Origin of the sequence: Micromonospora sp. LA-10 (assembly GCF_051853095.1) — a bacterium.
Taxonomy (GTDB): domain Bacteria; phylum Actinomycetota; class Actinomycetes; order Mycobacteriales; family Micromonosporaceae; genus Micromonospora; species Micromonospora echinospora_A.
In genome coordinates this window covers 132,722-153,467 of record NZ_CP195710.1, presented here as the reverse complement: position 1 = coordinate 153,467, position 20,746 = coordinate 132,722, and the positions used below count along the sequence as shown (strand labels likewise).

Sequence of the window (20,746 nt, the reverse complement as noted above, 5' to 3'; positions counted from 1 at the left end):
GCCGCGCCGACGCTGGGCTCGGGGGCACCGCTGTGCCACCATCCCGCCATGGACGCCGCACTGGTCGGCCGCGACGCGGTCGTCGAGCGGGTGTGGCGCGCCCTGGCGGCGGGCACTCCGGTGCTGCTCGACGGTCCCAGCGGCATCGGCAAGACGGCGCTGTGGCGGGCAGTGCTCGACCACGCCCGGCGCACCGGCTGGCGGGTGCTGTCCGCCGCGCCCACCGAGGCCGAGACCGCGCTGCCGTACGCGGCGCTCGCCGACGTGCTCCGCCCGCTGGCCGACGCGCTCCCAGGGCTGCCGGCGCCGCAGCGCGCCGCGGCCGACATGGTGCTCCTGACCGGCGAGCACGACGGCGCGGCGGTCGACGAACGGGCCGTGGGCGCCGCCACCCGCACCCTGCTCGACACGGCGGTGACCGACACGCCCCGGCTCCTGCTCGCCGTCGACGACCCCCAGTGGCTGGACCCGCCGAGCGCCCGGGCGCTGCGGTTCGCGCTGCGCCGGCTGTCCCGGTGGCCCGCCGTCCTGGCCACCCACCGCGCCGGGGAGAACCCGCCGGCGCCGGTGCCGCTCGGGCTGGACGACGACCCGACCGGCCGGCACCCGCTGCTGCGCGCCGACGTGCCGCCGCTTCCCGCGCCCGACCTGCACCGCATCCTCCAGGCCCGCCTCGGCGGCACGCTCAGCCGCCCGCTGGTCGAGCGGCTGGCGCGCGACGCCGACGGCAACCCGCTGCTCGCCGTCGAACTCGCCCGGGCGGTGCTGCGGCTGCCCCGCCCGCCCGCGCACGACGAGGACCTCCCCGTACCGTCGTCGCTGCGCCGGCTGCTCGCCGAGACGCTGCGGGCGCTGCCCGGCCCGAGCCGGGAGGCGGTCCGGCTGGCCGCGCTGCTCACCGTGCCGGACATGCGGGACCTGACGGCGGCGGGCATGCCGCCGGGCGCGCTGGACGCGGCGGAGGACGCCGGGCTGGTCGTGGTCACGCCGAGCCGGATCAGCTTCGCCCACCCCCGGTACGCGGCGGCGGTCCGGGAGAGCATCCCGCCGGGGGCCCGGCGGCGCCTGCACGCGGTGCTCGCCCGCGCGGTCGCCGACCCGGACGAGCGGGCCCGGCAACTGGCCCGGTGCGCCGTCGCGCCGGACGCGGACGTCGCCGCCGACCTGGCTGCCGCGGCGGCCCGGCAGCGGATGCGCGGCGCGCCCGCGCTCGCCGCCGACTGGTACGCCCGGGCGGCCGAGCTGACCCCGCCGGCCGCGACCGCCGACCGCAACCGGCGTCGCCTCGACGCGGTGCAGTGCCGCATCGACAGCGGGGACTACGCGGCGGCCGGCCGGGCCGCCGAGGCCGCGGCCGAGGAGCTGACCGGCGCCGAGCGGGGCGAGGCGCTGCTGCTGCGCGCCCTCGTCGCCTGGTGCGCCGACGACCTGGTCACCGCCGTGCGGGTGGCCGAGCAGGCGCTCGCCGCGGCCGGACCGGACGGGCACCTGGCCGGGCGGATCCACACGCACCTGACGATGTTCCACGACCAGCCGGAGGCCGCGCGGGCGCACGCGCGGGCGGCGATCGCCCGGCTCTCCGACCGCGACGACCACCGCCCGCTGCTCACCGCCGCGCTGCTGCTGCTCTTCTTCCACGAGGTACGCGCCGGCGGCGAGGCGCCGACCGGGCTGCTCGACCGGGCGCTGGCGCTGGAGGACGGTGAACCGTCCTACCTGGCCGGTTCCGTGCCGGCGATCTGGTGGAAGGCAGTCGACGACCACGACCGCGCGCGGGCCCGGCTGCACCTGATGCTGGACCGGGCGGTGGCGCGCGGGGACGACCCGCTGCGGCACGAGGCGCTGACCCACCTCGGCGAGACGGAACTGCTGGCCGGGCGCTTCGCCGAGGCCGGTACGCACATCGCCGCCGCCCGCGACCTGGGTGAGCAGCTGGGCACGGGCCTGGTGGGCGAGAGCTGGCTGGCCGGCATGCTCGACGCGCACCGTGGCCGGCTGGCGCGGGCGGGCGCCGCCGCGGCCGGACTGCGCCGCGACGACGACCACGGCGACACGTGGAGCCGCCGGCTGCACCGCCAGCTCGCCGGGCTGGTGGCGCTCGCCTCGGGCGAGTGGGCCACGGCCGCGGCGGCGTACGGCTCGCTCGCGGACGACCTGGACGGTTCGGGCATCGCCGAGCCGCTGGGGCAGCGGTTCGAGCCGGACTGGATCGAGGCGTGCGTGGGCGCCGGTGACCTGGACACCGCGCACGCGGCGCTGGACCGGCTGGCCCGGCGGCACGCGCGGCTGCCGCGCCCGTGGACGACGCTCGGGCTGGCCCGCAGCCGGGTGCTGCTGGCCGGCGCTACGGGAGCGGACCCGGGCGAGGCGCTGGACGCGCTGGCGCAGGCCCGGGCCACCGTGCCGGAGGCGGTGCTGCCGTTGGACCGGGCCCGCTGCCTGCTCGCCGCGGGCCGGGCGTACCGGCGGGTGCGTCGCCGGCGGGAGGCGCGGGCGGCGCTCGACGCGGCGGTGGCCGAGTTCGACGCCCTCGGCGCGTCCGCCTTCGCCGACCGGGCGCGCGCGGAGCTGGGCCGCATCGGCGCCCGGACTCCGGCGCCGACGACGCTCACCGCGACGGAGGAGCGGGTGGCCCGGCTCGCCGCCCGGGGGCAGACGAACCGGCTCATCGCCGACGCGCTCTACATCAGCCCGAAGACGGTCGAGGCGAACCTGGCCCGGGTCTACCGCAAGCTGGGCATCGCGAGCCGCGCCGAGCTGGGCGCGGCGATGGGCCGCCCGCCGGGCGACTGAGGCGCTCAGGTCGCGGCGAGCGTGTCCAGGTACGCGCCGAGCAGCTCGCGGGCACGCCCGGGCGGCATCCGCTCGGGATGCAGCAGCGTGTGCAGCGCGAGCCCGTCGAGCAGGGCGTGCAGCCCGGCGACCGCCTCGGGGTCGGCGGCCGGTTCCCCGGTGAGCAGGACGACGGCGAACTCGGCCGCGCGGCGGATGCCGTCGTCCGCCTCGGCCATCCGGGCCAGCGCGGCCGGGTCGGTCTGGGCGCGCGCGGCGAGCAGCAGCCACACCTCGGCCTCGCGGACGCGCTGGCGGTCCAGCGGCAGCAGGTGTTCCAGCACCCGCTGGGCGACAGCGCGCGGGGCGCCGGTGCGGTGGTCGGCGGCGATCCGCTCGGCCGCCTCGGCCTGCACGTGCTCCATGGCGAACACCAGCAGCTCGGTCTGGGTCGCGAAGTAGTGCCGCAGGGCGCTCGGTGACCAGCCCGCCTCGGCCGCGATGCTGCGGACGGTGGCGGCGCCGACGCCGTCGCGGTAGACGACCCGCCACATCGCCCGCGCCAGTTCGGCACGGCGCGCGTCGTGGTCGACGATCTTGGGCACGGGCCCCTCCGGAACCTGGTTGACGGGCGCTGTTACGGTTATCGCACAGCGTACTAGAAAAGGAGCTCGCATGCTCGTGGCAGTGATCGTCGGGTGCGAGGTGGCGTTCTGGGTGGTCCTGCTCGCCGGCCTGGTCGCCCGGTACCCGCTGCGGCGGCCCCGCCTCGGCGCAGCACTGCTCATCGCCGTGCCCGTGGTCGACCTCGTCCTGCTCGCCGCCACCATGATCGACCTGCGCCGGGGCGCCACCGCCACGTTCGCCCACGGCCTCGCCGCCGCGTACCTCGGGTTCTCGGTGGCGTTCGGGCACAGCATGGTGCGCTGGGCCGACGAGCGGTTCGCCCACCGGTTCGCCGGCGGCCCTCCCCCGCGCCGGGCCCCCCGGTACGGAATGGCGCGGGCCCGGCACGAGTGGCGCGAGTGGGGCAAGGGCATGATCGGCTGGGCGGTCGCGTGCGCCGTGCTGCTCGGCGGCATCGCCCTGGTCGGCGACGCCGAACGGACCGCCGAGCTGTGGGCCTGGGCCGGCCGGCTCACCGTGGTGATGGCGGGCTGGCTGGTGTTCTGGCCGGTCGCGTACACCGTCTTCCCGAAGCGGGCGCCGCGCGGCGCGTGAGGCTCACCCCTTCCGTCCGCCTGCCGCGATCCCCTCGACGAAGTGCCGCTGGGCCACAAAGAACAGGACGATCATCGGCACGGTCGCGATCACGCTGGCAGCCAGGACGACCTCCCACTGTTGCTCGCCGCCGTAGCCGAACCGGTCCAGGATCACCTTCAGCCCCCGGGGCAGCGTGTAGAGCTGCTCGTTGCGCAGGTAGATCAGCGGCTTCACCAGGTCCGTCCAGCTCGCCTTGAACTCGAACACGAACGCCACCAGCAGCGCCGGACGGACCAGCGGGAACGCCATCCGCCAGAACAGCTGCGGATAGCTTGCCCCGTCGACCCGGGCCGCCTCGAAGTACTCCCGGGGCAGCGAGAGGAAGAACTGGCGCAGCAGGAAGATGTAGAACGCCGAGCCGAACAGGTTGCCGGCCCAGAGCGGCACCTGCGTGTCGACCAGGCCGAGCCGGTTCCAGATCAGGTACGTCGGGATCATGGTGACCGCGAACGGCAGCATCATGGTCGCCAGCACCAGCCCGAAGAGCAGGTTGCGGCCGGGGAACCGGAAGTACGCGAACCCGAACGCCACCCAGGCGCTGGACAGCGTCACCGCGGCGGCCGCCGCCACGCCCACCACCACGCTGTTGAACAGCCAGGTCCACAGTGGCATGGCGTCCCACGCCCGGGCGTAGTTGTCCGGCGCGAACGGGGTGGGCAGCAGGCCCGGCGCGAAGACGTACTCCCGGGGTCGCAGCGACGCGCCGACCAGCCAGACGAACGGCAGCAGGAAGATCACGGCGGCGGCCACCAGCGCGAGCACGAACAGCGCGCGCTGCCAGCGGGGCCGCTGCCCGTCGTCGGCCTGCCGCGCCGGTCCGGGCGCGGCCACCGGCGCCACCACGGGGCCGGCGGCGGGCGGCTGACTCGTGGTGGTCACCGGTCCTCCCCCTCGTAGTAGACGAACCGGTTGCCGAGCTTCACCTGCACCAACGTGATCACCAGGATGATCAGGAAGAGCAGCCAGGCCATCGCCGAGGCGAAGCCCATGTGCAGGAACTGGAACGCCTCCCGGAACAGGTGGATGACGTAGAACGACGCCGCGTCGCTGCTGAACGACCCGGCGGTCTGCCGGTTGCCGAAGTACATGGTGTAGACCTCGGTGAACATCTGCAGCGACGCGATGGTGTTGACGATCAGCGTGAAGAACAGCGCGCCGGAGATCATCGGCAGCGTGACGTGCCGGAACCGCGCCCAGGCGCCGGCGCCGTCGAGCTGGGCCGCCTCGTACAGGTCGCGGGGCACGCCCTGCAACGCCGCCAGGTAGATGATCACGGTGGAGCCGAGGCTCCACAGGCTCATCAGCACGATGCCCGGCATCACCCAGTCCGGGTCGGTGGTCCAGCTCGGACCGTCGATCCCGACCAGCGCCAAGCCGCGGTTGATCAAGCCGTCCTGCGTGTTGAGCAGCAGCAGGAACAGGATCCCGACCGCCACCGCGGGGGTCATCACCGGCAGGTAGAACACGGTACGGAAGAAGCCGGACAGGCGGCCGACGCGCTTGAGCAGCAGGGCCAGCCCGAGCGAGATCGCCATCACCAGCGGCACGTGCAGTGCCGTGTAGTAGACCGTGTTGCCGAGGCTGCGCGCGACCTGCGGGTCCGACATCAGCTGCCGGTAGTTGTCCAGCCCGGTGAACCGCGGCGAGTTGATCACGTCGTACTCGGTGAAGCTGAGCCACAGGCTGGCGATCATCGGCCCGGCGGTGAAGGCCAGGAAACCGACGATCCACGGCGCCAGGAACAGGTACGCCCAGCGGGCCTCCCGCCGGGCCAGCGACGTACGGCGCCGCCGGCCCGGTACGGGAGGGGTGACGGTGGTGGTGGCCATGCCGGCCTAGCCCGCGGCCTTGTCCAGCGCGGCGGTCGCCTCCCGCTGGGCGCGCTCGAGCGCCTGCGCGGGCTGCTCCTGGCCGGAGAGCACCCGGTTGACCGCGTCCGTCCACGCCTTGTCGAACTCGGCGCCGGCGGGCGAGGCCGGCATCGCGAACGCAGCGTCCTGCGCCTGGCGGATGGTCTGCACCGCGTCGTCGAAGCGCTTCTTGCCGGTCGGCTTGTAGACCTCGTCGAAGATCTTCTTGTCGGCGGCGGTGTTGCCGGTCCACAGGCCGGTGAAGGGCAGGTTCGCGGCCTTGCGCGCCTGCGCGCGGGCGCCGGCGGCGGCCAGCCAGGTGTCGGTGGCAGTCATCTGCTTGACGAACGCGCAGGCGGCCTCCGGGTTCTTCGCCCCCTTGCTGATCACCCACGCCTGCCCGGAGGACAGGCTCAGCGGCTTGCCCTGCCGATCCACGAACGGCTTGACCACCAGTTCGGCGTCCGGGCTGTTCTTCGCGGCCTGGTTGAGGAACCACTCCTCCATCGGCCACGCGGCGATCTGGTTCTTGGCCAGCGGGTTCTGCGCGCCGAAGAAGTCGAACGTGTCCCGGAACGACTTGAACTTCCCCCAGCCGCCCTGCGCCTGGATCAGCGCGACGCCCGTGGTGAGCGCCTCGACCACCTTCGGGTCGGTGAGGTTGGCCCGGGTCCCGTCGGCGGAGATCATGTCGGCGCCGTTGGCCTTGGCCCACATCGGCAGGAACTCGGGGATCTTGGGGTCGATGCCGATGCGGCTGAGGCGCCCTCCGGAGACGGCGGCGAGCCTGGTGTTGAGCGCGGGCAGGCCGGCCCAGTCGGCCAGGTTCACGTCGTCGGCGCTCAGTCCGGCCCGCTTGAGCAGCGCCTCGTTCAGGTAGAGCACACGGACCTGGGAGAACTCGGGGATGCCATACACGGTGCCATCAAGCGTCACCTGCTCGCGCGCGGACTGCCGGTACTGCGCCATGTCGATCCGCTGCTTCTCGACGCAGTCGGTGAGCGGCTGGATCGAGCCGCGCTTCGCGTAGGTGCCGATGAGCTTGCGGTCCATGTAGACCAGATCCGGTGGGTTGCCCGAGGCAACCGCCGACAGGAACTGCTGCTCGTCGAACGCTCCCTCGGTGATCGTCAGCCGGACGTCGGCGTGGTCACGCTTGAACGCGTCCACCCGGGTCGTGGCGATCTCGTCGGACAGGCTGAAACCCATGGTGCTCAGCGCGCCGCTGCCCTCGGCGCCACCGCCGCCGGAGTCCCCTCCCCCGCCGACGCCGCCGCAGCCGCTGATCGCCAGGGTCAGCACCCCGGCCAACGCGGTCGCCCGCAGTTTCCGTGACATCGCCACCTCCCGTGATCGCGCCGGCCACTCTGCCGGGCGCGACCTGCACTTCTCCGGTGGATGCGGCGTTCAAACCGGTCGATGCACATCGGTTACCTTCGACCCGCGACGCGGCGCGGCAGGCGCGGCGGTCAGTCCGCGTCCGGCCAGGCGGCGCGGACCAGCGCGGGCAGCACCTCGCCGGCCGGGCCGCGCAGGTTCACCGCGCAGATCGCGTCCAGCGGCGTCGGCACCGGGTTCACCTGCACCACCGGCGCGCCGAGGTGCCCACCGTCAGCAGCAGGTCGCAGCCGGACGCCGCCTCGACCGCCGCGTCGAGCGCGGCCGACGGCAGCGCCTCGCCGAACCACACCACCCCGGGCCGCACGGGCGCGCCACACCCGGCGCAGGCGGGCGGCGTCAGACGCCCGTCCGGCGGTTCCGGTGTGCCGTCGGGCGCCGCCGCGTCGCCGGGCGCCACACCGTCGTCGGCTGCCGCCGCGTCCTCAGGGATCGGCGCGGGGCGGGCGCAGGCCGAGCAGCGGGGCGCGAACAGGCTGCCGTGCAGGCGAACCGGGGCGGGGGCGCCGCCGCGCTCGTGCAGGTCGTCCACGTTCTGCGTGATCACCACGGTGTCCGGCAGCCGGGCCGCGATCGCCGCCACCGCCCGGTGACCCGGATTCGGCTCGGCCCGGCGCACCCCTCGGCGGCGTGCCTCGTACCAGGCCCAGACCAGCGCCGGGTCGGCCCGGAACGCGGCGGGGGTCGCCAGCTCCTGCGGGTCGTAGCGCTGCCAGAGCCCGGTCTGGGCGTCCCGGAACGTCGGCACGCCGCTCTCGGCGGACATGCCGGCGCCGGTGAACACCACCGGACGCCGGGCGGCGGCGAGCAGCCGGCCCGCCTCGGCCAGCTCCGGCCCGGTCACACGTCCACCGTCAGCCGCACGTCGACCCGGTCACCCAGCTCGATGCCCTCGGCCCGGCGCGCCGCGACCCGCAGCGGCACCACGTACCCGCCGTTCTTGGGCCACAGCGACGTGCGCCAGTCGGTGTTGCCGATGTGGACCGTCACCGGGATCATGCCCCAGCCGTAGGTGACCGACGCCGAGGCGGCCTCGATCGCCGCGCTCTGCTCGTCGGGCACGGTGACGAAGTGGAACGGCGCCGGGCCGCGCCAGAACCACACCTCGCCGCTGAACGCCAGCTCCATCCGGTCAGGATAGGGGCCGGGACCGACGGAAACCGAGCAGCCGCAGCCCGACCGTCGTCACCCAGGCGAACAGCGGGAACACGGCGACCCGCTCCATGCCGCCCACCCCGATGCCGACGTCGACCCGGGCCAGGAAGAGCACGGTTCCGGCGAGGCCGAGCAGGCCCAGGAGCGCGCTGACGGGCATCAGCTCGCGCAGCAGCGGCGACCGGCGGGCGAGCGCGGCGGCGAGCAGCGCCGCGTCGCTGCACGCGAAGACCAGCAGCGCGCCGAGCACGTGCCGGTTCTCGTCCACGTCGGCCGGATAGAGGCCGGCCAGCACGTACCCGCTCCCGGCGGCCACGATCGACGCGACGGCGACGGCGACGGCTGCGGCGCGGCCCGGGCGCAGCGCCCGGTGTGCGAGCAGCGCGCCGAGCGCGAGCAGCAGCCCGACGGCGACGAAGACGGCGTTCATGGCCGGGTGCCACGGCGAGCAGACCGGACGCGGCCGGCTGGTGTCCCACACGCCGCAGGTCACGTTGCCGAGGTCGCTGATGTTGTGCTCGGCCCAGCTGAACCGGGGTTGGTCCCAGGCCAGGCCGACGAGCACGTTGGCGGCCAGGAACGACACGGCGGCGAGCAGCCAGCAGGCGCCCGCTAGACGGTTTCTCACCCGCCGAGTGCACCGCCTCGGGGCGCCCCGGCGCACGGGGCGTGGCGGGCCGGTCCGGGGTAGGGCCAGACCTACCCGGCAAGCGGGGTCCAGCCGGCTGGGCCGGGCGGCCCGGCCTGGCTAGCGTCGCGGCATGACCATCGATCACGGGCTGGCCGGCGCGTTGCGCGGCCGCCGTTACCTGCTCTCCGCGTGGCCGTGGCGGGCCCTGGCGTACGCCGTCACGACGCTGCCCCTGGCCGGCGCGGCGGCGCTCGGCGCGACGGTGGTCGCCGCGCCGCTGCTGCTGGTGGCCGGCGCGCTGCGGCAGGGCCGCCCGGTCGACACGGCGGTGCTGGCGGTGCTGGCCGTGCTGGCGCTGACGGTGGTGGCGTTCGCCCCGCTGGCCGGCGCGCCGGTGGCGGTCGTCGAGCGGTGGCGCCTCGGCCTGGTCGACGACCGCCCGGTGAGCACGCCGAGGTGGCGGGGACTCGTCGCCCGTTTCACCACCGCCGACGGGTGGCGGGAGGGCGCGTACCTGGCGGTGCTGGGTGTGGCGGTGCCGTTGGCGTACGGGATGTTCGGTCTGCTCGTGCTGCTGGACGTGGCGCTGCTGGCCGGTCCGTGGCTGGCCGGCGGCGAGGACCGCATCGTGCTGGTCTGGACCACTGTCGGCTCCCCCGCCGAGGCGGTGCCGTACGCCGTCGCCGGCCTGCTCGCGGTCCCCGCGTTGGTCTACCTGGCCGGGCTGCTCGTCGCGGCGCAGGCGGCGGTGGCCCGCCTGCTGCTCGACGGCGCGCCCGGCGGGACGGCGCTGCGCGAGGTGACCCGGTCCCGGGCCCGCCTGGTGAGCGCCTACGAGGCCGAGCGCCGCCGCGTCGAGCGGGACGTGCACGACGGCGTGCAGCCGCGCCTGACCAGCCTCACCCTCCAGCTCGGGCTGGCCCGCCTCGACGTGCCGGACGACTCCCCGGCGGCGAAGCCGCTCGCGGCGGCGCACGAGCAGGCCAAGGACCTGATGGTGACGTTGCGCGGGATCGTGCAGGGCATCCGCCCGCAGCAGCTCACCGAACTCGGCCTGGCCGCCGCCGTCGGCGACCTGGCCGCCCGGTCGGTCGTCCCGGTCACCGTGCACGCCGACCTGACCCGCCCGGTGCCGGACCTGGTGGAGACCACCGCCTGGTACGTGGTCTCGGAGACGCTCGGCAACGTCGCCCGGCACTCCGGGGCCACGCGGGCCGAGGTGCGGCTGATCCGCGACGAGCGGCTGCTGGTGGTGGAGGTGCGCGACGACGGCCGGGGCGGCGCCGACCCGGCGCGCGGCACCGGCCTGACCGGGCTCGCCGACCGGGTGGCCGCGGTGGACGGGCGGCTGCTGCTGTCCAGCCCGACCGGCGGGCCTACCCTCGTGCGGGTGGAGCTGCCGTGCCGTCCGTGATCCGCGTCGTCCTGGCCGAGGACGAGGTCCTGCTCCGGGAGGGCCTGGTGGGCCTGCTGACCCGGTTCGGTTTCGCGGTGGACGCCGCCGTCGGCTCCGCCCCGGAGCTGCTGGAGGCGGTCCGCACGCACCGGCCCGACCTGCTGGTCACCGATATCCGGATGCCGCCGCAGCACCGCGACGACGGGCTGCGGGCGGCGGTGACGCTACGCGCGGAACGCCCGGACCTCGCCGTGGTGGTGCTCAGCCAGCACGTGCAGAGCGGGTACGCCGCCGCGCTGCTCGACAGCGGCGACGGCAACCGGGTCGGCTACCTGCTCAAGGACCGGGTGGCGGACGTCGAGGAGTTCGCCGCGACGCTGCGCCGGGTGGCGGCCGGCGGCGCCGCCGTCGACCCGGACGTGGTGCGGCACCTGCTACGCCGCCCCCGTGATCCGCTCGGCGCGCTGTCCCCCCGGGAGCGGGAGGTGCTGGGCCTGATCGCCGAGGGCCACTCCAACGCCGCGATCGCGGCCCGGCTGCACGTCACCGAGGCGGCGGTCGGCAAGCATGTGGGCAACATCCTGGCCAAGCTCGGCCTGCCGCCGGACGAGGACACCAACCGCCGGGTGCTGGCGGTGCTCGCCTACCTGCGCGCGGCGGGCTGAGGGGCGTTACAGGCCCATCGGTACGGGGTCGGTTGCCAGCGCCCGGAACCGCTCCCGCGGGTCGGGCACGAGCCGCCGCTCGGCGAGGTCGAGCAGGCCGCCGATGCCGGAAACGGTGGCCACCGGGGTGCCGTCGGCGCGGGTGAACTCCTGGCCGATCCGGAACGTCTTGCCCTCGCCCCAGTGGAACTCGCAGGTCACGTCGACCTCGTCGCCGCCGCGCAGCTCCCGCAGGTAGCGCACCGTCACCTCCAGCGCGACCGGTCCGACGCCGCCGGCGATCAGCCGGTCCTGGCCGATGCCGGACGCGCGCAGGCACTCCCAGCGGGCGTGCTCGGCGTACTGGAGGTAGACCGCCTGGTTGAGGTGCCCCTGCGTGTCGAGTTCGTAGCCGCGCACTGTGACGCGCACCCGGAACGGATCTGCCATGCCGGCAGCCTAACCAGCGGCGCGGCGGTAATCGGCGTGCGGTCCGGACCGCGCGGCCCTAACCTGCCCGGCGTGACTCTGGAGATCGTGACCCTGGCGCAGCGGCCCGACCTGGCGCCGCTGCTCGACACCGACTTCGACGGCGCCTGGCCGCCGTTCATGCTCTGGGATCCGATGGGCGCGCTCTACTACGGCGTCGCGCACGAGCAGTACCCCGAGTTCGTCTTCGCCGCCGTCGACCCGGCCGAGCCGGGCCGGGCCGTGGCCCGGGGGTACGCGGCGCCGCTGCGCTGGACCGAGGACGAGCTGCCCGACGGCGGATGGGACCGGGTGATCCAGCGGGCCACGCTCGGCCGCCTCACCGGGTCCACCCCCAACCTGGTGTCCGCGCTGGAGATCTGCGTGCGGCCGGACCGGCGCGGCGGCGGCGTGTCCGGGCTGATGCTCGACGCCATGCGCGCCGCGGTGGCCCGCGCCGGGTTCGACACGCTGGTGGCGCCGGTGCGCCCGAACGGCAAGGCCGCCGCCCCGGACGTGCCGATGACCGAGTACGCGGCCCGACGCCGCCCCGACGGGCTGCCGGCCGACCCGTGGCTGCGGGTGCACGTACGCGCGGGCGGGGTCATCGAGCGGGTCGCGCCCCGGTCGATGACGGTGACCGGGACGCTCGCGGACTGGCGGCGCTGGACCGGGCTGCCGTTCGACACCTCCGGGCCGGTGCGGGTGCCGGGCGCGTTGACGCCGGTGCTCGTCGACGTCGACCATGACCACGCCGCGTACGTGGAGCCCAACGTGTGGGTGCGCCACCGCCTCTGACCGGTCAGGCCGGCCAGGCGTGACCGATCCCGTCGAGCAGCAGGACCACGCCCTCGGTGGCCGCCTCCCGGTCCCGGGAGATCTCCCGGTACTCCGGCGAGGTGGACCAGCGCTCGAAGTCCTCCCGGCTGTCGAACGACAGCAGCACCGCCTTCTGGTGCGGCCACTCCCCCTCCACCACGCGCGGGTTGACGTCGGCGGCGAGCAGCCGCCCGCCGTAGCGGGCCAGCACCGGCGGGAAGGCGGCGGCGTACCTGTCGTAGCGAGCCCGGTCGTGGATGGTGATCTGCGCGAGGGCGTAGACGGTCACCGGCTCAGGTTACCGACCGCCCGAGCGCTCCGGCCTCGTCCGTCGGGCCGGAACCCGCGCCGTCGCGAGCCCTGTCAACTGTCCGGTGTGCGCTAGCCATTATGGCCCTGACCTGGGAATAGTGATAGCAGGTCCGCGCGGCGCGGGGGAAAGAGGTGGGGCGCGATGATCGAGCAGGAGACCCAGCCCGAGGCCATACCCGGGCCTCGGAACGCACCGGAGGGCCTGCCGTTCCCGCCCGCCACGTCGGTTCCCCGCGCGGTGTGGCAGGTCCGCGTCCGCACCAAGCTCGACGACCTGTACCAGCAGCTCGCGGTGCTGGCCACGCGCGACCTCGAACAGGCCGCGGCACTGCGCGCCCAGCTGTCCGGGGTGGAGGCGGTGCTCGGGCGCAGCGGCGTGATCGAGTGGCTGCGCGGCGGCAACCTGGAGTACGCGTGGCAGACCATCCACTCGGTGGAGCGGGCCATGGTGGGGCTGCGCAGTTCGGACGAGCTGACCGGGCTGCTGCCCGCGTACCGCAGCGCGGCGGCGCAGGTGCTGCCGGCCGACGACAAGGTGCTCACCGACCTCGACCCGACGGCCGGCGCCCCGTCCGAGGCGCTGCTGCGCGCCCGGGTTCAGGCGCTGCTGCTGCGCTACCACTCCGCGTCCGACGAGTTCCACGAGTCGGCGCGGCGGCTGCGCAACCGGATGCTCGGGCTGTCGGTGTTCGCGCTGGTGGCGGAGGTCCTCGTGGTGCTGGTGCAGTGGCGCAGCCACGACGTGCGGCTGCTGGAGGCGCCGACCGACGCCGGTGCCGTGCCGGCCTGGCGGCTGCTGTTCTTCGTGCTGATCGCCGGTGCGCTCGGGGCGTTCCTCAGCGCGCTGCCCTCGATGATCACCTCGCGGTCCGGCGGACTGCCCTACAAGCTGCCGTTCCAGCAGGGACTGCTGAAGCTCGCCATCGGCCCGCTGGTGGCGGTGGTCGGCATCATGCTGGTCATCGGCGGCCTGGTGGAGACCAGTGTGAGCAGCACCGCCGCGCTGCTGGGCCTGGCGATCGTGTTCGGCGCCGGGCAGCAGGCGGTCACCGCGTTCGCCGACCGGCGGGCGGCCGAACTGCTCGGCCCGGCGGCCAAGAGCTGATCGGGCGCGGGTCACCGCCGGCCCTGGGTAGCCTGATCCCATGATCTTCATTACCGCCAAGTTCCGGGTCCGCCCGGAAGACGCCGACAACTGGCCGCGGATCGCCGCCGACTTCACCGCCGCGACCCGGGCCGAGCCCGGCTGCCTGTGGTTCGACTGGTCCCGCAGCCTGGACGACCCGACCGAGTACGTGCTGGTCGAGGCGTTCCGCGACGACGAGGCGGGCGCGGCGCACGTGCAGTCGGAGCACTTCCGCGAGGCCCAGCGCACGCTGCCGCCGCACCTGGTCGAGACGCCCCGGATCGTCAACGTGACGGTGCCGCAGCACGACTGGTCGCGGCTGGGCGAGATGGCGGTGCCCGGCGACGCCTGACCGGCGGACGCAACTGCGCGCGGGCGGCGCGGCGGGCCGCCCGCGCCGGGCCGGTCAGGGGATCGTCAGGCCGTACGCGGCGAGGATCTCCAGGATCGGCTGGTAGTAGCTGGTGCCGCCGCTCGCGCAGTTGCCGCTGCCGCCGGACAGGACGCCGAGGACGGTGCCGGTCGCGGCCACGTAGAGCGGGCCGCCGCTGTCGCCCGGCTCGGCGCAGATGTTCGTGCGGATGAGCCCGGTGACGCTGCCCTCGGCGTAGTTGACTGTGGCGTTCAGCCCGGTGACGCTCCCGCACCGCACGCCAGTGGTGGCGCCGCTGCGGCAGACCGCCTGCCCGACGTACGCGCTGCCGGCGGCGGTGACGGTGACCTGCCCCGGGTAGGTGTGGATAGCGCTCGGGTGGGCGACGGTCCCGGTGTAGCGGACCACGCCGTAGTCGTTGCCGGGGAAGCTGCTGCCGGTCCGGCTGCCCAGCACCGTCGCGCGGGCGCTGTCGGCGTACCAGGTGGCGGCGAGGCGGGTGCAGTGCCCGGCTGTGACGAAGTACCAGGCGGCGCCGCTGCGCACGTTCGCACCCAGCGAGCAGCGGCCGCTTCCGCCGTAGATCGCCTGGCCGCCCGCGATGAGCGTACGCAGCCGCCCGGGTTCGTGGCGCAGCACCGCGCCGGCCCGGTCGGCCGCGCGGCGCAGCGCAGCCAGCTCGCTGCCGCGTACCGTGTCGTCGGCGGTGACGGTGAGCCGGCCGGTGGCCGGGTCGTGTCCCCAGGCGGTGCCGGGCGTGCGGATCCCGGCGAGCGCGGCGGGTCCGGCCGGCGCGGCGACCCCGGCGCGGGCGGCCCCCGGGGTGCCGGCCAGCAGGGCCGCGAGGACGAGTACGACGAGCGAGGGTCGGCGCATCCTCCAGGACCTCCTCCATCGTCTACGGTCGATTCGCCAAGCATCGGCCCGCAGGGCCCGATCCACTCAACCGGCAGAACCGGCGATTCCCGAAACTTCCGGAGTCTCGGCGGGCGGCACGCGCGCGCCCACCCCCCGCTCCCGCCCGCGCATTCCGCCCCTGCACCCGCCGCCGCGTGCCCCGATGTCGACGCATCGAGGTGATTAAGTTTTCGGAACACTTCCGGTAGGCTCCGGGCAGAGATTCGCTTCGATCCACTCACGATGTGCCGGGGATTCGCTCCCCGACCTGACGCGGCACCGGGCGGCCGCGCGGAGCCGACATCGTGGCGGGCGGTGGCCGGAGCGATCCGATCCCTTTGACAGGCTAGGAGAGGCGTTCAGATGGACAAGTTGCTCGCCCGCGGCAGCGGGAGCGCGGCAGCCCGGTCACGCCCGCGAACCGCTGTGGTCGCGATGGTGGCGGGGGCCGCGGTGGTCGCCGCCACGATAGCGGCGGCGACCAGCGCCAGCGCCGGCACGACGCTCGGCGCGTCGGCGGCGGAACAGGGCCGCTACTTCGGCACGGCGGTGGCAGTGAACAAGCTGTCCGACAGCACGTACGTCGGCATCCTGAACCGCGAGTTCAACATGGTCACCGCCGAGAACGAGATGAAGTGGGACGCCACCGAGCCGTCCCGGAACCAGTTCAACTTCAGCGCCGGCGACCGGCTCGTCGCGCACGCTCAGGCCAACGGCATGCGGGTACGCGGCCACGCGCTGCTCTGGCACCAGCAGCAGCCCGGGTGGACGGGAAGCCTGTCCGGCAGCGCGCTGCGCGAGGCGATGATCAACCACGTCACCCAGGTCGCCACCCACTACCGGGGCAAGATCCATTCCTGGGACGTGGTGAACGAGGCGTTCGACGACGGCAACAGCGGCGCCCGCCGCAACTCGAACCTCCAGCAGACCGGCAACGACTGGATCGAGGCCGCGTTCCGTGCCGCCCGCGCCGCCGACCCGGGCGCCAAGCTCTGCTACAACGACTACAACACCGACAACTGGTCGTGGGCCAAGACCCAGGGCGTCTACAACATGGTGCGGGACTTCAAGTCCCGGGGCGTGCCGATCGACTGCGTCGGTTTCCAGTCGCACTTCAACAGCGGCTCGCCGTACCCGAGCAACTACCGCACCACGCTGCAGAACTTCGCCGCGCTCGGCGTCGACGTGCAGATCACCGAGCTGGACATCGAGGGCTCCGGCAGCAGCCAGGCCACCTCGTACGGCAACGTGACCCGGGACTGCCTGGCCGTGGCGCGGTGCAACGGCATCACCGTGTGGGGCATCCGCGACACCGACTCGTGGCGGGCCAGCGGCACCCCGCTGCTGTTCGACGGCAGCGGCAACAAGAAGCAGGCGTACACCGCTGTGCTGAACGCGCTCAACGAGGGCGGCACCCCGCCGCCGACCACCGCGCCGCCGACCAGCACCCCGCCCACCTCGACGCCGCCGACCAGCACGCCGCCGACCAGTGAGCCGCCGACGACGACTCCCCCGCCGACCGGCGCCTGCACCGCCACGCTCACCACCAACCAGTGGCCGGGCGGCTTCGTCACCAACGTCCGCATCACCGCGGGCTCCAGCGGGCTCAACGGCTGGGCCGTGTCGCTGACCGTGCCGTCGGGCTCGGCGGTCACGAACACCTGGAGCGCCCAGGCCAGCGGCACCAGCGGCGCGGTGACCTTCCGCAACGTGGACTACAACCGCCAGGTCGGTGCCGGTGGCACCACCGAGTTCGGATTCCAGGGCACGGGTACCGCGCCCACCGGCACGCCGACCTGCGCGGCCGGCTGACAGTCGACGCGACCCGGCACGGGAGCACCGTGCCGGGTCGCGTCCCCGGCGGGCGCCGGCCCGCGACCGTACAGTGGGGTGGGTCCTGTCCCACCGCCGTCGCCGGAAGGACCACAGTGAACCGACGCATCAGGACCGCCCTCGGCGTCGCCCTGGCCGCCACCCTCGTGACCACCGCCGCCCCGGCGCCCGCCGCCGCCCACGACCGCCGCCCGAGCGTCATCGCACTGCCGGACGGCTTCCAGCCGGAGGGCGTCGCCACCGCCGGCCGGTACGCCTGGTTCGGGTCGCGGGCCACCGGTGAGATCTACCGTGCCGACCTGATCACCGGGGCGGGCAAGCAGGTCAGCCCCGCCACCGGCACCCCGTCGCTCGGCCTGAAGGTCGACGCACGGGGCCGGCTCTTCGTCGCCGGGGGCACCGCCGGGGACGCCCGGGTCATCGACACCCGCACCGGCGCCGTGCTCGCGAGCTACCAGTTCGCCGAGGCGCCGACGTTCGTCAACGACGTGACGCTCACCCGCGACGCCGCCTGGTTCACCGACTCGAACCGGCCGGTGCTCTACCGCCTGCCGCTGGGACGCGGCGGCACGCTGCCGCCCGCCGACGGGTTCACCACGCTGCCGCTGACCGGCGACTTCCAGCAGACCGGCACCGGCGTCAACCTCAACGGCATCGCGCCCACACCGGACGGGCGCGCGCTGATCGTCGTGCAGTCGAACACCGGCACCCTGTTCCGGGTGGACCCGGCCACCGGCGTCACCACCGCCGTCGACGTGCCGGGCGCCACCTTCCTCAACGGCGACGGCCTGCTGCTGCTCGGCCGCACGCTGTACGTGGTGCAGAATTTCCTCAACCAGGTCGCCGTGGTCGACCTGAACCGCTCCGGCACGGCCGGCGTCGCGCGCGGCGTCCTCACCGACCCGGGCTTCGACGTGCCGACCACAGTGGCCGCCGCGCTCGGCCGGCTCTACCTGCCCAACGGCCGGTTCACCACCCCGCCGACGCCGACCACCCCGTACACGGTCGTCGCTGTCGACGCGCGCTGAGCCGCTCCGGCCGTCACCCTCTCCGGGTGGCGGCCGGCGGCTCACTCCTCCATCTCCGGCCCGAGCAGCCGGATCTCCTCGATGTCGATGGCCGCCTGAAGCTGCCGCAGCACCGTGTCGTCGATCTGCCTGGTGTTGCGCAGCCGGGTGATCTCCTGCCGCTTGTGGTCGAGCACCCGCAGCCGCAGCCGGCGGGCCATCTCCCGCTCCCCCTCCGCGTCCTCGCCGCCCGGGTCGCGGGCGTCGGCCAGGTGGTCCTCGTAGTCGGCGCGCAGCCGGTCCACGGTGTCCTGGGTGGCGCCCACGTCGCTGGCGGCCCGGGGCAGCGCCTCCAGGGCGGCCTCGGTGGCCCGGATCCGGGCCCAGCGCACCTCCTCGTCCCGTTCCCGGTCGCCGTTCAGGCCGGCCCAGCCCACGACGGCGGGCAGGGTGGTGCCCTGCACCAGCATGATCAGCACGATCACCACGACGGTGACGAAGATGATCAGGTCGCGTTCACGCACCGGGGTGCCGTCGTGCATGGTGACCGGCACGGCGAGCGCCGCGGCGAGCGAGACGGCGCCGCGGAACCCGGCCCAGCCCACCGCGGTACGCATCCGGAAGTCGAAGTGCCGCGACCGGCTCGACTCCCGCCGGTCCACGCGTTGCAGCACCGACACCGACAGGTGCACCCAGACCAGCCGGATCGCCACCACGACCGCCGCGACGAGCACCGCGATGCCGAGCGACGCGGTCGGCGAGTGGCTGGTGATGCCGCGCAGCGAGCGCGGCACCTGCGTACCGAGCAGCACGAAGAGGCCACCGTTGACCATGAAGGTGGACAGGTCCCAGAACGCGAACGCGGTGACCCGGGAGCGGGCCCGGATCACCCGGGGCGCGGCGTAGGACAGCAGCAACCCGGACACGACCACCGCGAGCACACCGCTGGCGTGCACCGCGTCGGCGAGCAGGAACGCGACGAACGGGGTGAGGATGCTCAGCCCGCCCTCGCGCATCGGGTCGTCGACGTGCTTGCGGATCAGCACCACGACCGCCCCGACGAGCAGGCCTGCGGCCACCCCGCCGGCCGACTTGCCGACGAACTCGCCGGTGAGCAACAGCGGCCCGGGCACCGTCCCGCCCGCGACCACGCCCGCCGCCACCGCGAACAGCACGAGCGCCGTACCGTCGTTGACCAGGCTCTCCGCGCGCAGCGTGGTGAGGATGCCGCGCGGCATCCGTTTGGCCAGGCCGGCCACGGCGGCCGCGTCGGTGGGGGCCAGGACCGCGCCGAGCACCCAGGCGGCGGCCGCCGCCACGCCGAGCGCCTGCGCGGTGAACGCGACAGCGGCCATCGTGACGATCACCAGCACGACGGCCAGGCCGATGATGACGACCAGGTTGGCCCGGATCTCGCGCAGGCTGATGACCAGGCTCTCCCGGTAGAGGATCGCCGGGAGGAACAGCACCAGCACGACCTCGGGTTCGAGGATCAGGTTGTGGAACGGCGGCAGCAGGCCGATCAGCGCGCCCATGGCGATCAGCAGGACGGGCGGCGCGACACTGTAGCGACCGCCGATCGTGGTGCCGACGAGCACCGTCGCGCCGAGCACCGTGATCAGCAGGAGTGCTTCCACGCCGTACCCCCGTCACCGTTCCCCCGGGTCCCTACCGTGCCCCACGACGGCGCCCGGACGGGGCGGAATCGGTGATCGTTACTCGAAGCGGGCCGGGTCTCCGGCGCCGCGGCGCAGGATCTCCGGCTCGTCGCCGGACAGGTCGACCACGGTGGTCGGCTCCAGCCCGCAGTCGCCGGCGTCGACCACGGCGTCGATCAGGTGGTCGAGCCGTTCCTTGATCTCCCAGCCCTGGGTCATCGGCTCGTCCTCGCCGGGCAGCAGCAGCGTGCTGGACAGCAGCGGCTCACCCAGCTCGGCCAGCAGCGCCTGGGTCACCGTGTGCCTCGGCACACGCGCCCCGACCACCCGCCGCCGCGGGTCCTGCAACCGCCGGGGCACCTCGGCGGTGGCCGGCAGCAGGAACGTGTAGCTGCCCGGGATGACGGACTTGACCTGGCGGAAGACCGCGTTGCTGAGCTTGACGAACTGGCCGAGCTGGGCGAAGTCGGCGCACATCAGCGTGAACGGGTGCCGGTCGTCGAGCCGCCGGATCTCGCGGATGCGCTCCACCCCGTCGCGGTTGCCGATCCGGCAGCCGAGCGCGTAGCAGGAGTCGGTCGGGTACGCGATCACCCCGTCGGCGCGCAGCAGGTCCACCACCTGCCGGATCACGCGGGGCTGGGGGTTGTCCGGATGCAGGTCGTAGTACCTCGCCACGACGGCCAGCCTATGTCCCACGTGCGGTCGGACGCAGGTTTGCCGGGCGCCGATTCCGGAAACAGGTGGGGGCCGTTCACGACAGGGGGACCGAATCATGTCCGAAGCCAGCACAGACCGCGTCGCCGACCGCCCCGCGGAGGTGACCGATCCGCTGCTGTGGGACCTGGCTGCCGCGGTGGCCGACGCGCACCAGCCCGACGCCGAACGCGTCTGCGCGAGCCCGAGCTGCGCCGGGGCCGCCTGGCCCTGCGCCGCGTGGAACAACGCGCAGGCGGGGCTGACCGCCGCCCGGGCGCCGCGGCAGTCCGCCGCTCCCCGGCAGTCCGCCACCGCGACGCAGTCCGCCTCGCCGAGGCCCGTCGCCGGTGAGCCGGGCACGGCGGCGGCGCGGACCGACGCGCGGAGCCTCGCCGCCACCGCCGCCTGACTCAGCGTAGGCGCACGTTCTCGCGCCGTCCCGGGC

The 20,746-nt window shown here is 74.5% G+C and carries 21 protein-coding genes and 1 pseudogene; 10 read left to right on the top strand and 12 right to left on the bottom strand.

The genetic code is table 11. The features are described 5' to 3' along the window. The first annotated feature begins 48 nt into the window (after nt 1-48). Nucleotides 49-2,793 (top strand): ATP-binding protein, encoded by a 2,745-nt coding sequence (locus tag ACSDG8_RS00675; protein ID WP_210894538.1) that lies wholly within the window; start codon nt 49-51, stop codon nt 2,791-2,793. 5 nt (nt 2,794-2,798) lie between these two features. Here the strand turns inward: ACSDG8_RS00675 and ACSDG8_RS00670 are convergent, their stop codons facing one another. Next, nucleotides 2,799-3,377, bottom strand: coding sequence for a TetR/AcrR family transcriptional regulator (locus ACSDG8_RS00670; protein WP_210894540.1), 579 nt, complete (start codon nt 3,375-3,377; stop codon nt 2,799-2,801). Between the two features lie 70 nt (nt 3,378-3,447). On the opposite strand from ACSDG8_RS00670, the gene ACSDG8_RS00665 reads away from it, so the two are divergent. Next, on the top strand, nt 3,448-3,993 hold the full coding sequence (locus ACSDG8_RS00665) for a hypothetical protein (protein ID WP_210894542.1): 546 nt from the start codon (nt 3,448-3,450) through the stop codon (nt 3,991-3,993). Between the two features lie 3 nt (nt 3,994-3,996). Here the strand turns inward: ACSDG8_RS00665 and ACSDG8_RS00660 are convergent, their stop codons facing one another. The 6 genes and pseudogenes from ACSDG8_RS00660 to ACSDG8_RS00635 all read right to left on the bottom strand — a co-directional run bounded on the left by ACSDG8_RS00660 (nt 3,997) and on the right by ACSDG8_RS00635 (nt 9,066). Continuing rightward, complete coding sequence (locus ACSDG8_RS00660; protein ID WP_210894544.1) at nt 3,997-4,914, bottom strand: carbohydrate ABC transporter permease; 918 nt, start codon at nt 4,912-4,914, stop codon at nt 3,997-3,999. Next, nucleotides 4,911-5,864: a carbohydrate ABC transporter permease gene (locus ACSDG8_RS00655; RefSeq protein ID WP_210894546.1), complete on the bottom strand. Its 954-nt coding sequence runs from the start codon at nt 5,862-5,864 to the stop codon at nt 4,911-4,913. The genes ACSDG8_RS00660 and ACSDG8_RS00655 overlap by 4 nt, the downstream gene beginning before the upstream one ends. A 6-nt stretch (nt 5,865-5,870) precedes the next feature. Further along, nucleotides 5,871-7,223 carry an extracellular solute-binding protein gene (locus ACSDG8_RS00650; RefSeq protein WP_439427518.1) on the bottom strand — a complete coding sequence of 451 codons (1,353 nt, stop codon included), beginning with the start codon at nt 7,221-7,223 and terminating at the stop codon, nt 5,871-5,873. 131 nt (nt 7,224-7,354) lie between these two features. Further along, a pseudogene (locus tag ACSDG8_RS00645) lies at nt 7,355-8,127 on the bottom strand (SIR2 family NAD-dependent protein deacylase). Next, nucleotides 8,124-8,411 (bottom strand): DUF1905 domain-containing protein, encoded by a 288-nt coding sequence (locus ACSDG8_RS00640; protein ID WP_439427517.1) that lies wholly within the window; start codon nt 8,409-8,411, stop codon nt 8,124-8,126. Before ACSDG8_RS00640 ends, ACSDG8_RS00645 begins: the two are co-directional and overlap by 4 nt. A 4-nt stretch (nt 8,412-8,415) precedes the next feature. After that, nucleotides 8,416-9,066 carry a DUF998 domain-containing protein gene (locus tag ACSDG8_RS00635; RefSeq protein ID WP_439427516.1) on the bottom strand — a complete coding sequence of 217 codons (651 nt, stop codon included), beginning with the start codon at nt 9,064-9,066 and terminating at the stop codon, nt 8,416-8,418. A gap of 133 nt (nt 9,067-9,199) precedes the next feature. Between ACSDG8_RS00635 and ACSDG8_RS00630 the strand changes: the two genes are divergently transcribed. Continuing rightward, nucleotides 9,200-10,483 carry a histidine kinase gene (locus ACSDG8_RS00630; protein ID WP_439427515.1) on the top strand — a complete coding sequence of 428 codons (1,284 nt, stop codon included), beginning with the start codon at nt 9,200-9,202 and terminating at the stop codon, nt 10,481-10,483. Further along, nucleotides 10,471-11,130 (top strand): response regulator transcription factor, encoded by a 660-nt coding sequence (locus ACSDG8_RS00625; RefSeq protein ID WP_439427514.1) that lies wholly within the window; start codon nt 10,471-10,473, stop codon nt 11,128-11,130. Before ACSDG8_RS00630 ends, ACSDG8_RS00625 begins: the two co-directional genes overlap by 13 nt. A gap of 6 nt (nt 11,131-11,136) precedes the next feature. Here ACSDG8_RS00625 and ACSDG8_RS00620 read toward each other — a convergent pair whose 3' ends face one another. Next, on the bottom strand, nt 11,137-11,559 hold the full coding sequence (locus tag ACSDG8_RS00620; RefSeq protein ID WP_439427513.1) for an acyl-CoA thioesterase: 423 nt from the start codon (nt 11,557-11,559) through the stop codon (nt 11,137-11,139). Between the two features lie 72 nt (nt 11,560-11,631). On the opposite strand from ACSDG8_RS00620, the gene ACSDG8_RS00615 reads away from it, so the two are divergent. Continuing rightward, nucleotides 11,632-12,375: an N-acetyltransferase gene (locus ACSDG8_RS00615; protein WP_307856215.1), complete on the top strand. Its 744-nt coding sequence runs from the start codon at nt 11,632-11,634 to the stop codon at nt 12,373-12,375. Between the two features lie 4 nt (nt 12,376-12,379). On the opposite strand, the gene ACSDG8_RS00610 is transcribed toward ACSDG8_RS00615, so the two are convergent. Next, entirely contained in the window at nt 12,380-12,685 is a 306-nt protein-coding gene (locus ACSDG8_RS00610; protein ID WP_210894565.1) for a DUF1330 domain-containing protein, read from the bottom strand. Between the two features lie 165 nt (nt 12,686-12,850). Between ACSDG8_RS00610 and ACSDG8_RS00605 the strand changes: the two genes are divergently transcribed. Next, entirely contained in the window at nt 12,851-13,813 is a 963-nt protein-coding gene (locus ACSDG8_RS00605) for a hypothetical protein (RefSeq protein ID WP_439427512.1), read from the top strand. A 40-nt stretch (nt 13,814-13,853) separates the two neighbouring features. Further along, nucleotides 13,854-14,186 (top strand): putative quinol monooxygenase, encoded by a 333-nt coding sequence (locus tag ACSDG8_RS00600; RefSeq protein WP_439427511.1) that lies wholly within the window; start codon nt 13,854-13,856, stop codon nt 14,184-14,186. Between the two features lie 54 nt (nt 14,187-14,240). Here the strand turns inward: ACSDG8_RS00600 and ACSDG8_RS00595 are convergent, their stop codons facing one another. Continuing rightward, the gene (locus tag ACSDG8_RS00595) at nt 14,241-15,083 is read right to left on the bottom strand and encodes a S1 family peptidase (protein ID WP_439427510.1); all 843 of its coding nucleotides are present in this window, start codon (nt 15,081-15,083) and stop codon (nt 14,241-14,243) included. A 384-nt stretch (nt 15,084-15,467) separates the two neighbouring features. On the opposite strand from ACSDG8_RS00595, the gene ACSDG8_RS00590 reads away from it, so the two are divergent. Continuing rightward, the gene (locus ACSDG8_RS00590; protein WP_210894572.1) at nt 15,468-16,916 is read left to right on the top strand and encodes an endo-1,4-beta-xylanase; all 1,449 of its coding nucleotides are present in this window, start codon (nt 15,468-15,470) and stop codon (nt 16,914-16,916) included. 116 nt (nt 16,917-17,032) lie between these two features. Then, entirely contained in the window at nt 17,033-17,965 is a 933-nt protein-coding gene (locus tag ACSDG8_RS00585) for a superoxide dismutase (RefSeq protein WP_439427509.1), read from the top strand. A gap of 41 nt (nt 17,966-18,006) precedes the next feature. Here the strand turns inward: ACSDG8_RS00585 and ACSDG8_RS00580 are convergent, their stop codons facing one another. Next, nucleotides 18,007-19,581: a Na+/H+ antiporter gene (locus tag ACSDG8_RS00580; RefSeq protein ID WP_307856216.1), complete on the bottom strand. Its 1,575-nt coding sequence runs from the start codon at nt 19,579-19,581 to the stop codon at nt 18,007-18,009. A 78-nt stretch (nt 19,582-19,659) separates the two neighbouring features. Beyond that, entirely contained in the window at nt 19,660-20,280 is a 621-nt protein-coding gene (locus tag ACSDG8_RS00575) for an L-threonylcarbamoyladenylate synthase (protein ID WP_073828564.1), read from the bottom strand. 97 nt (nt 20,281-20,377) lie between these two features. On the opposite strand from ACSDG8_RS00575, the gene ACSDG8_RS00570 reads away from it, so the two are divergent. Further along, a complete protein-coding gene (locus ACSDG8_RS00570) occupies nt 20,378-20,710 on the top strand; it encodes a hypothetical protein (protein ID WP_210894576.1) in 333 nt (110 codons plus the stop codon). Nucleotides 20,711-20,746 lie beyond the last annotated feature (36 nt).

Coding starts and splice junctions, on each gene's coding strand:
- ACSDG8_RS00640 (WP_439427517.1), bottom strand. CDS start 8,411: ATGGAGCTGGCGTTCAGCGGCGAGGTGTGGTTCTGGCGCGGCCCGGCG.
- ACSDG8_RS00675 (WP_210894538.1), top strand. CDS start 49: ATGGACGCCGCACTGGTCGGCCGCGACGCGGTCGTCGAGCGGGTGTGG.
- ACSDG8_RS00570 (WP_210894576.1), top strand. CDS start 20,378: ATGTCCGAAGCCAGCACAGACCGCGTCGCCGACCGCCCCGCGGAGGTG.
- ACSDG8_RS00630 (WP_439427515.1), top strand. CDS start 9,200: ATGACCATCGATCACGGGCTGGCCGGCGCGTTGCGCGGCCGCCGTTAC.
- ACSDG8_RS00650 (WP_439427518.1), bottom strand. CDS start 7,223: ATGTCACGGAAACTGCGGGCGACCGCGTTGGCCGGGGTGCTGACCCTG.
- ACSDG8_RS00590 (WP_210894572.1), top strand. CDS start 15,468: ATGGACAAGTTGCTCGCCCGCGGCAGCGGGAGCGCGGCAGCCCGGTCA.
- ACSDG8_RS00655 (WP_210894546.1), bottom strand. CDS start 5,864: ATGGCCACCACCACCGTCACCCCTCCCGTACCGGGCCGGCGGCGCCGT.
- ACSDG8_RS00605 (WP_439427512.1), top strand. CDS start 12,851: ATGATCGAGCAGGAGACCCAGCCCGAGGCCATACCCGGGCCTCGGAAC.
- ACSDG8_RS00600 (WP_439427511.1), top strand. CDS start 13,854: ATGATCTTCATTACCGCCAAGTTCCGGGTCCGCCCGGAAGACGCCGAC.
- ACSDG8_RS00620 (WP_439427513.1), bottom strand. CDS start 11,559: ATGGCAGATCCGTTCCGGGTGCGCGTCACAGTGCGCGGCTACGAACTC.
- ACSDG8_RS00665 (WP_210894542.1), top strand. CDS start 3,448: ATGCTCGTGGCAGTGATCGTCGGGTGCGAGGTGGCGTTCTGGGTGGTC.
- ACSDG8_RS00595 (WP_439427510.1), bottom strand. CDS start 15,083: ATGCGCCGACCCTCGCTCGTCGTACTCGTCCTCGCGGCCCTGCTGGCC.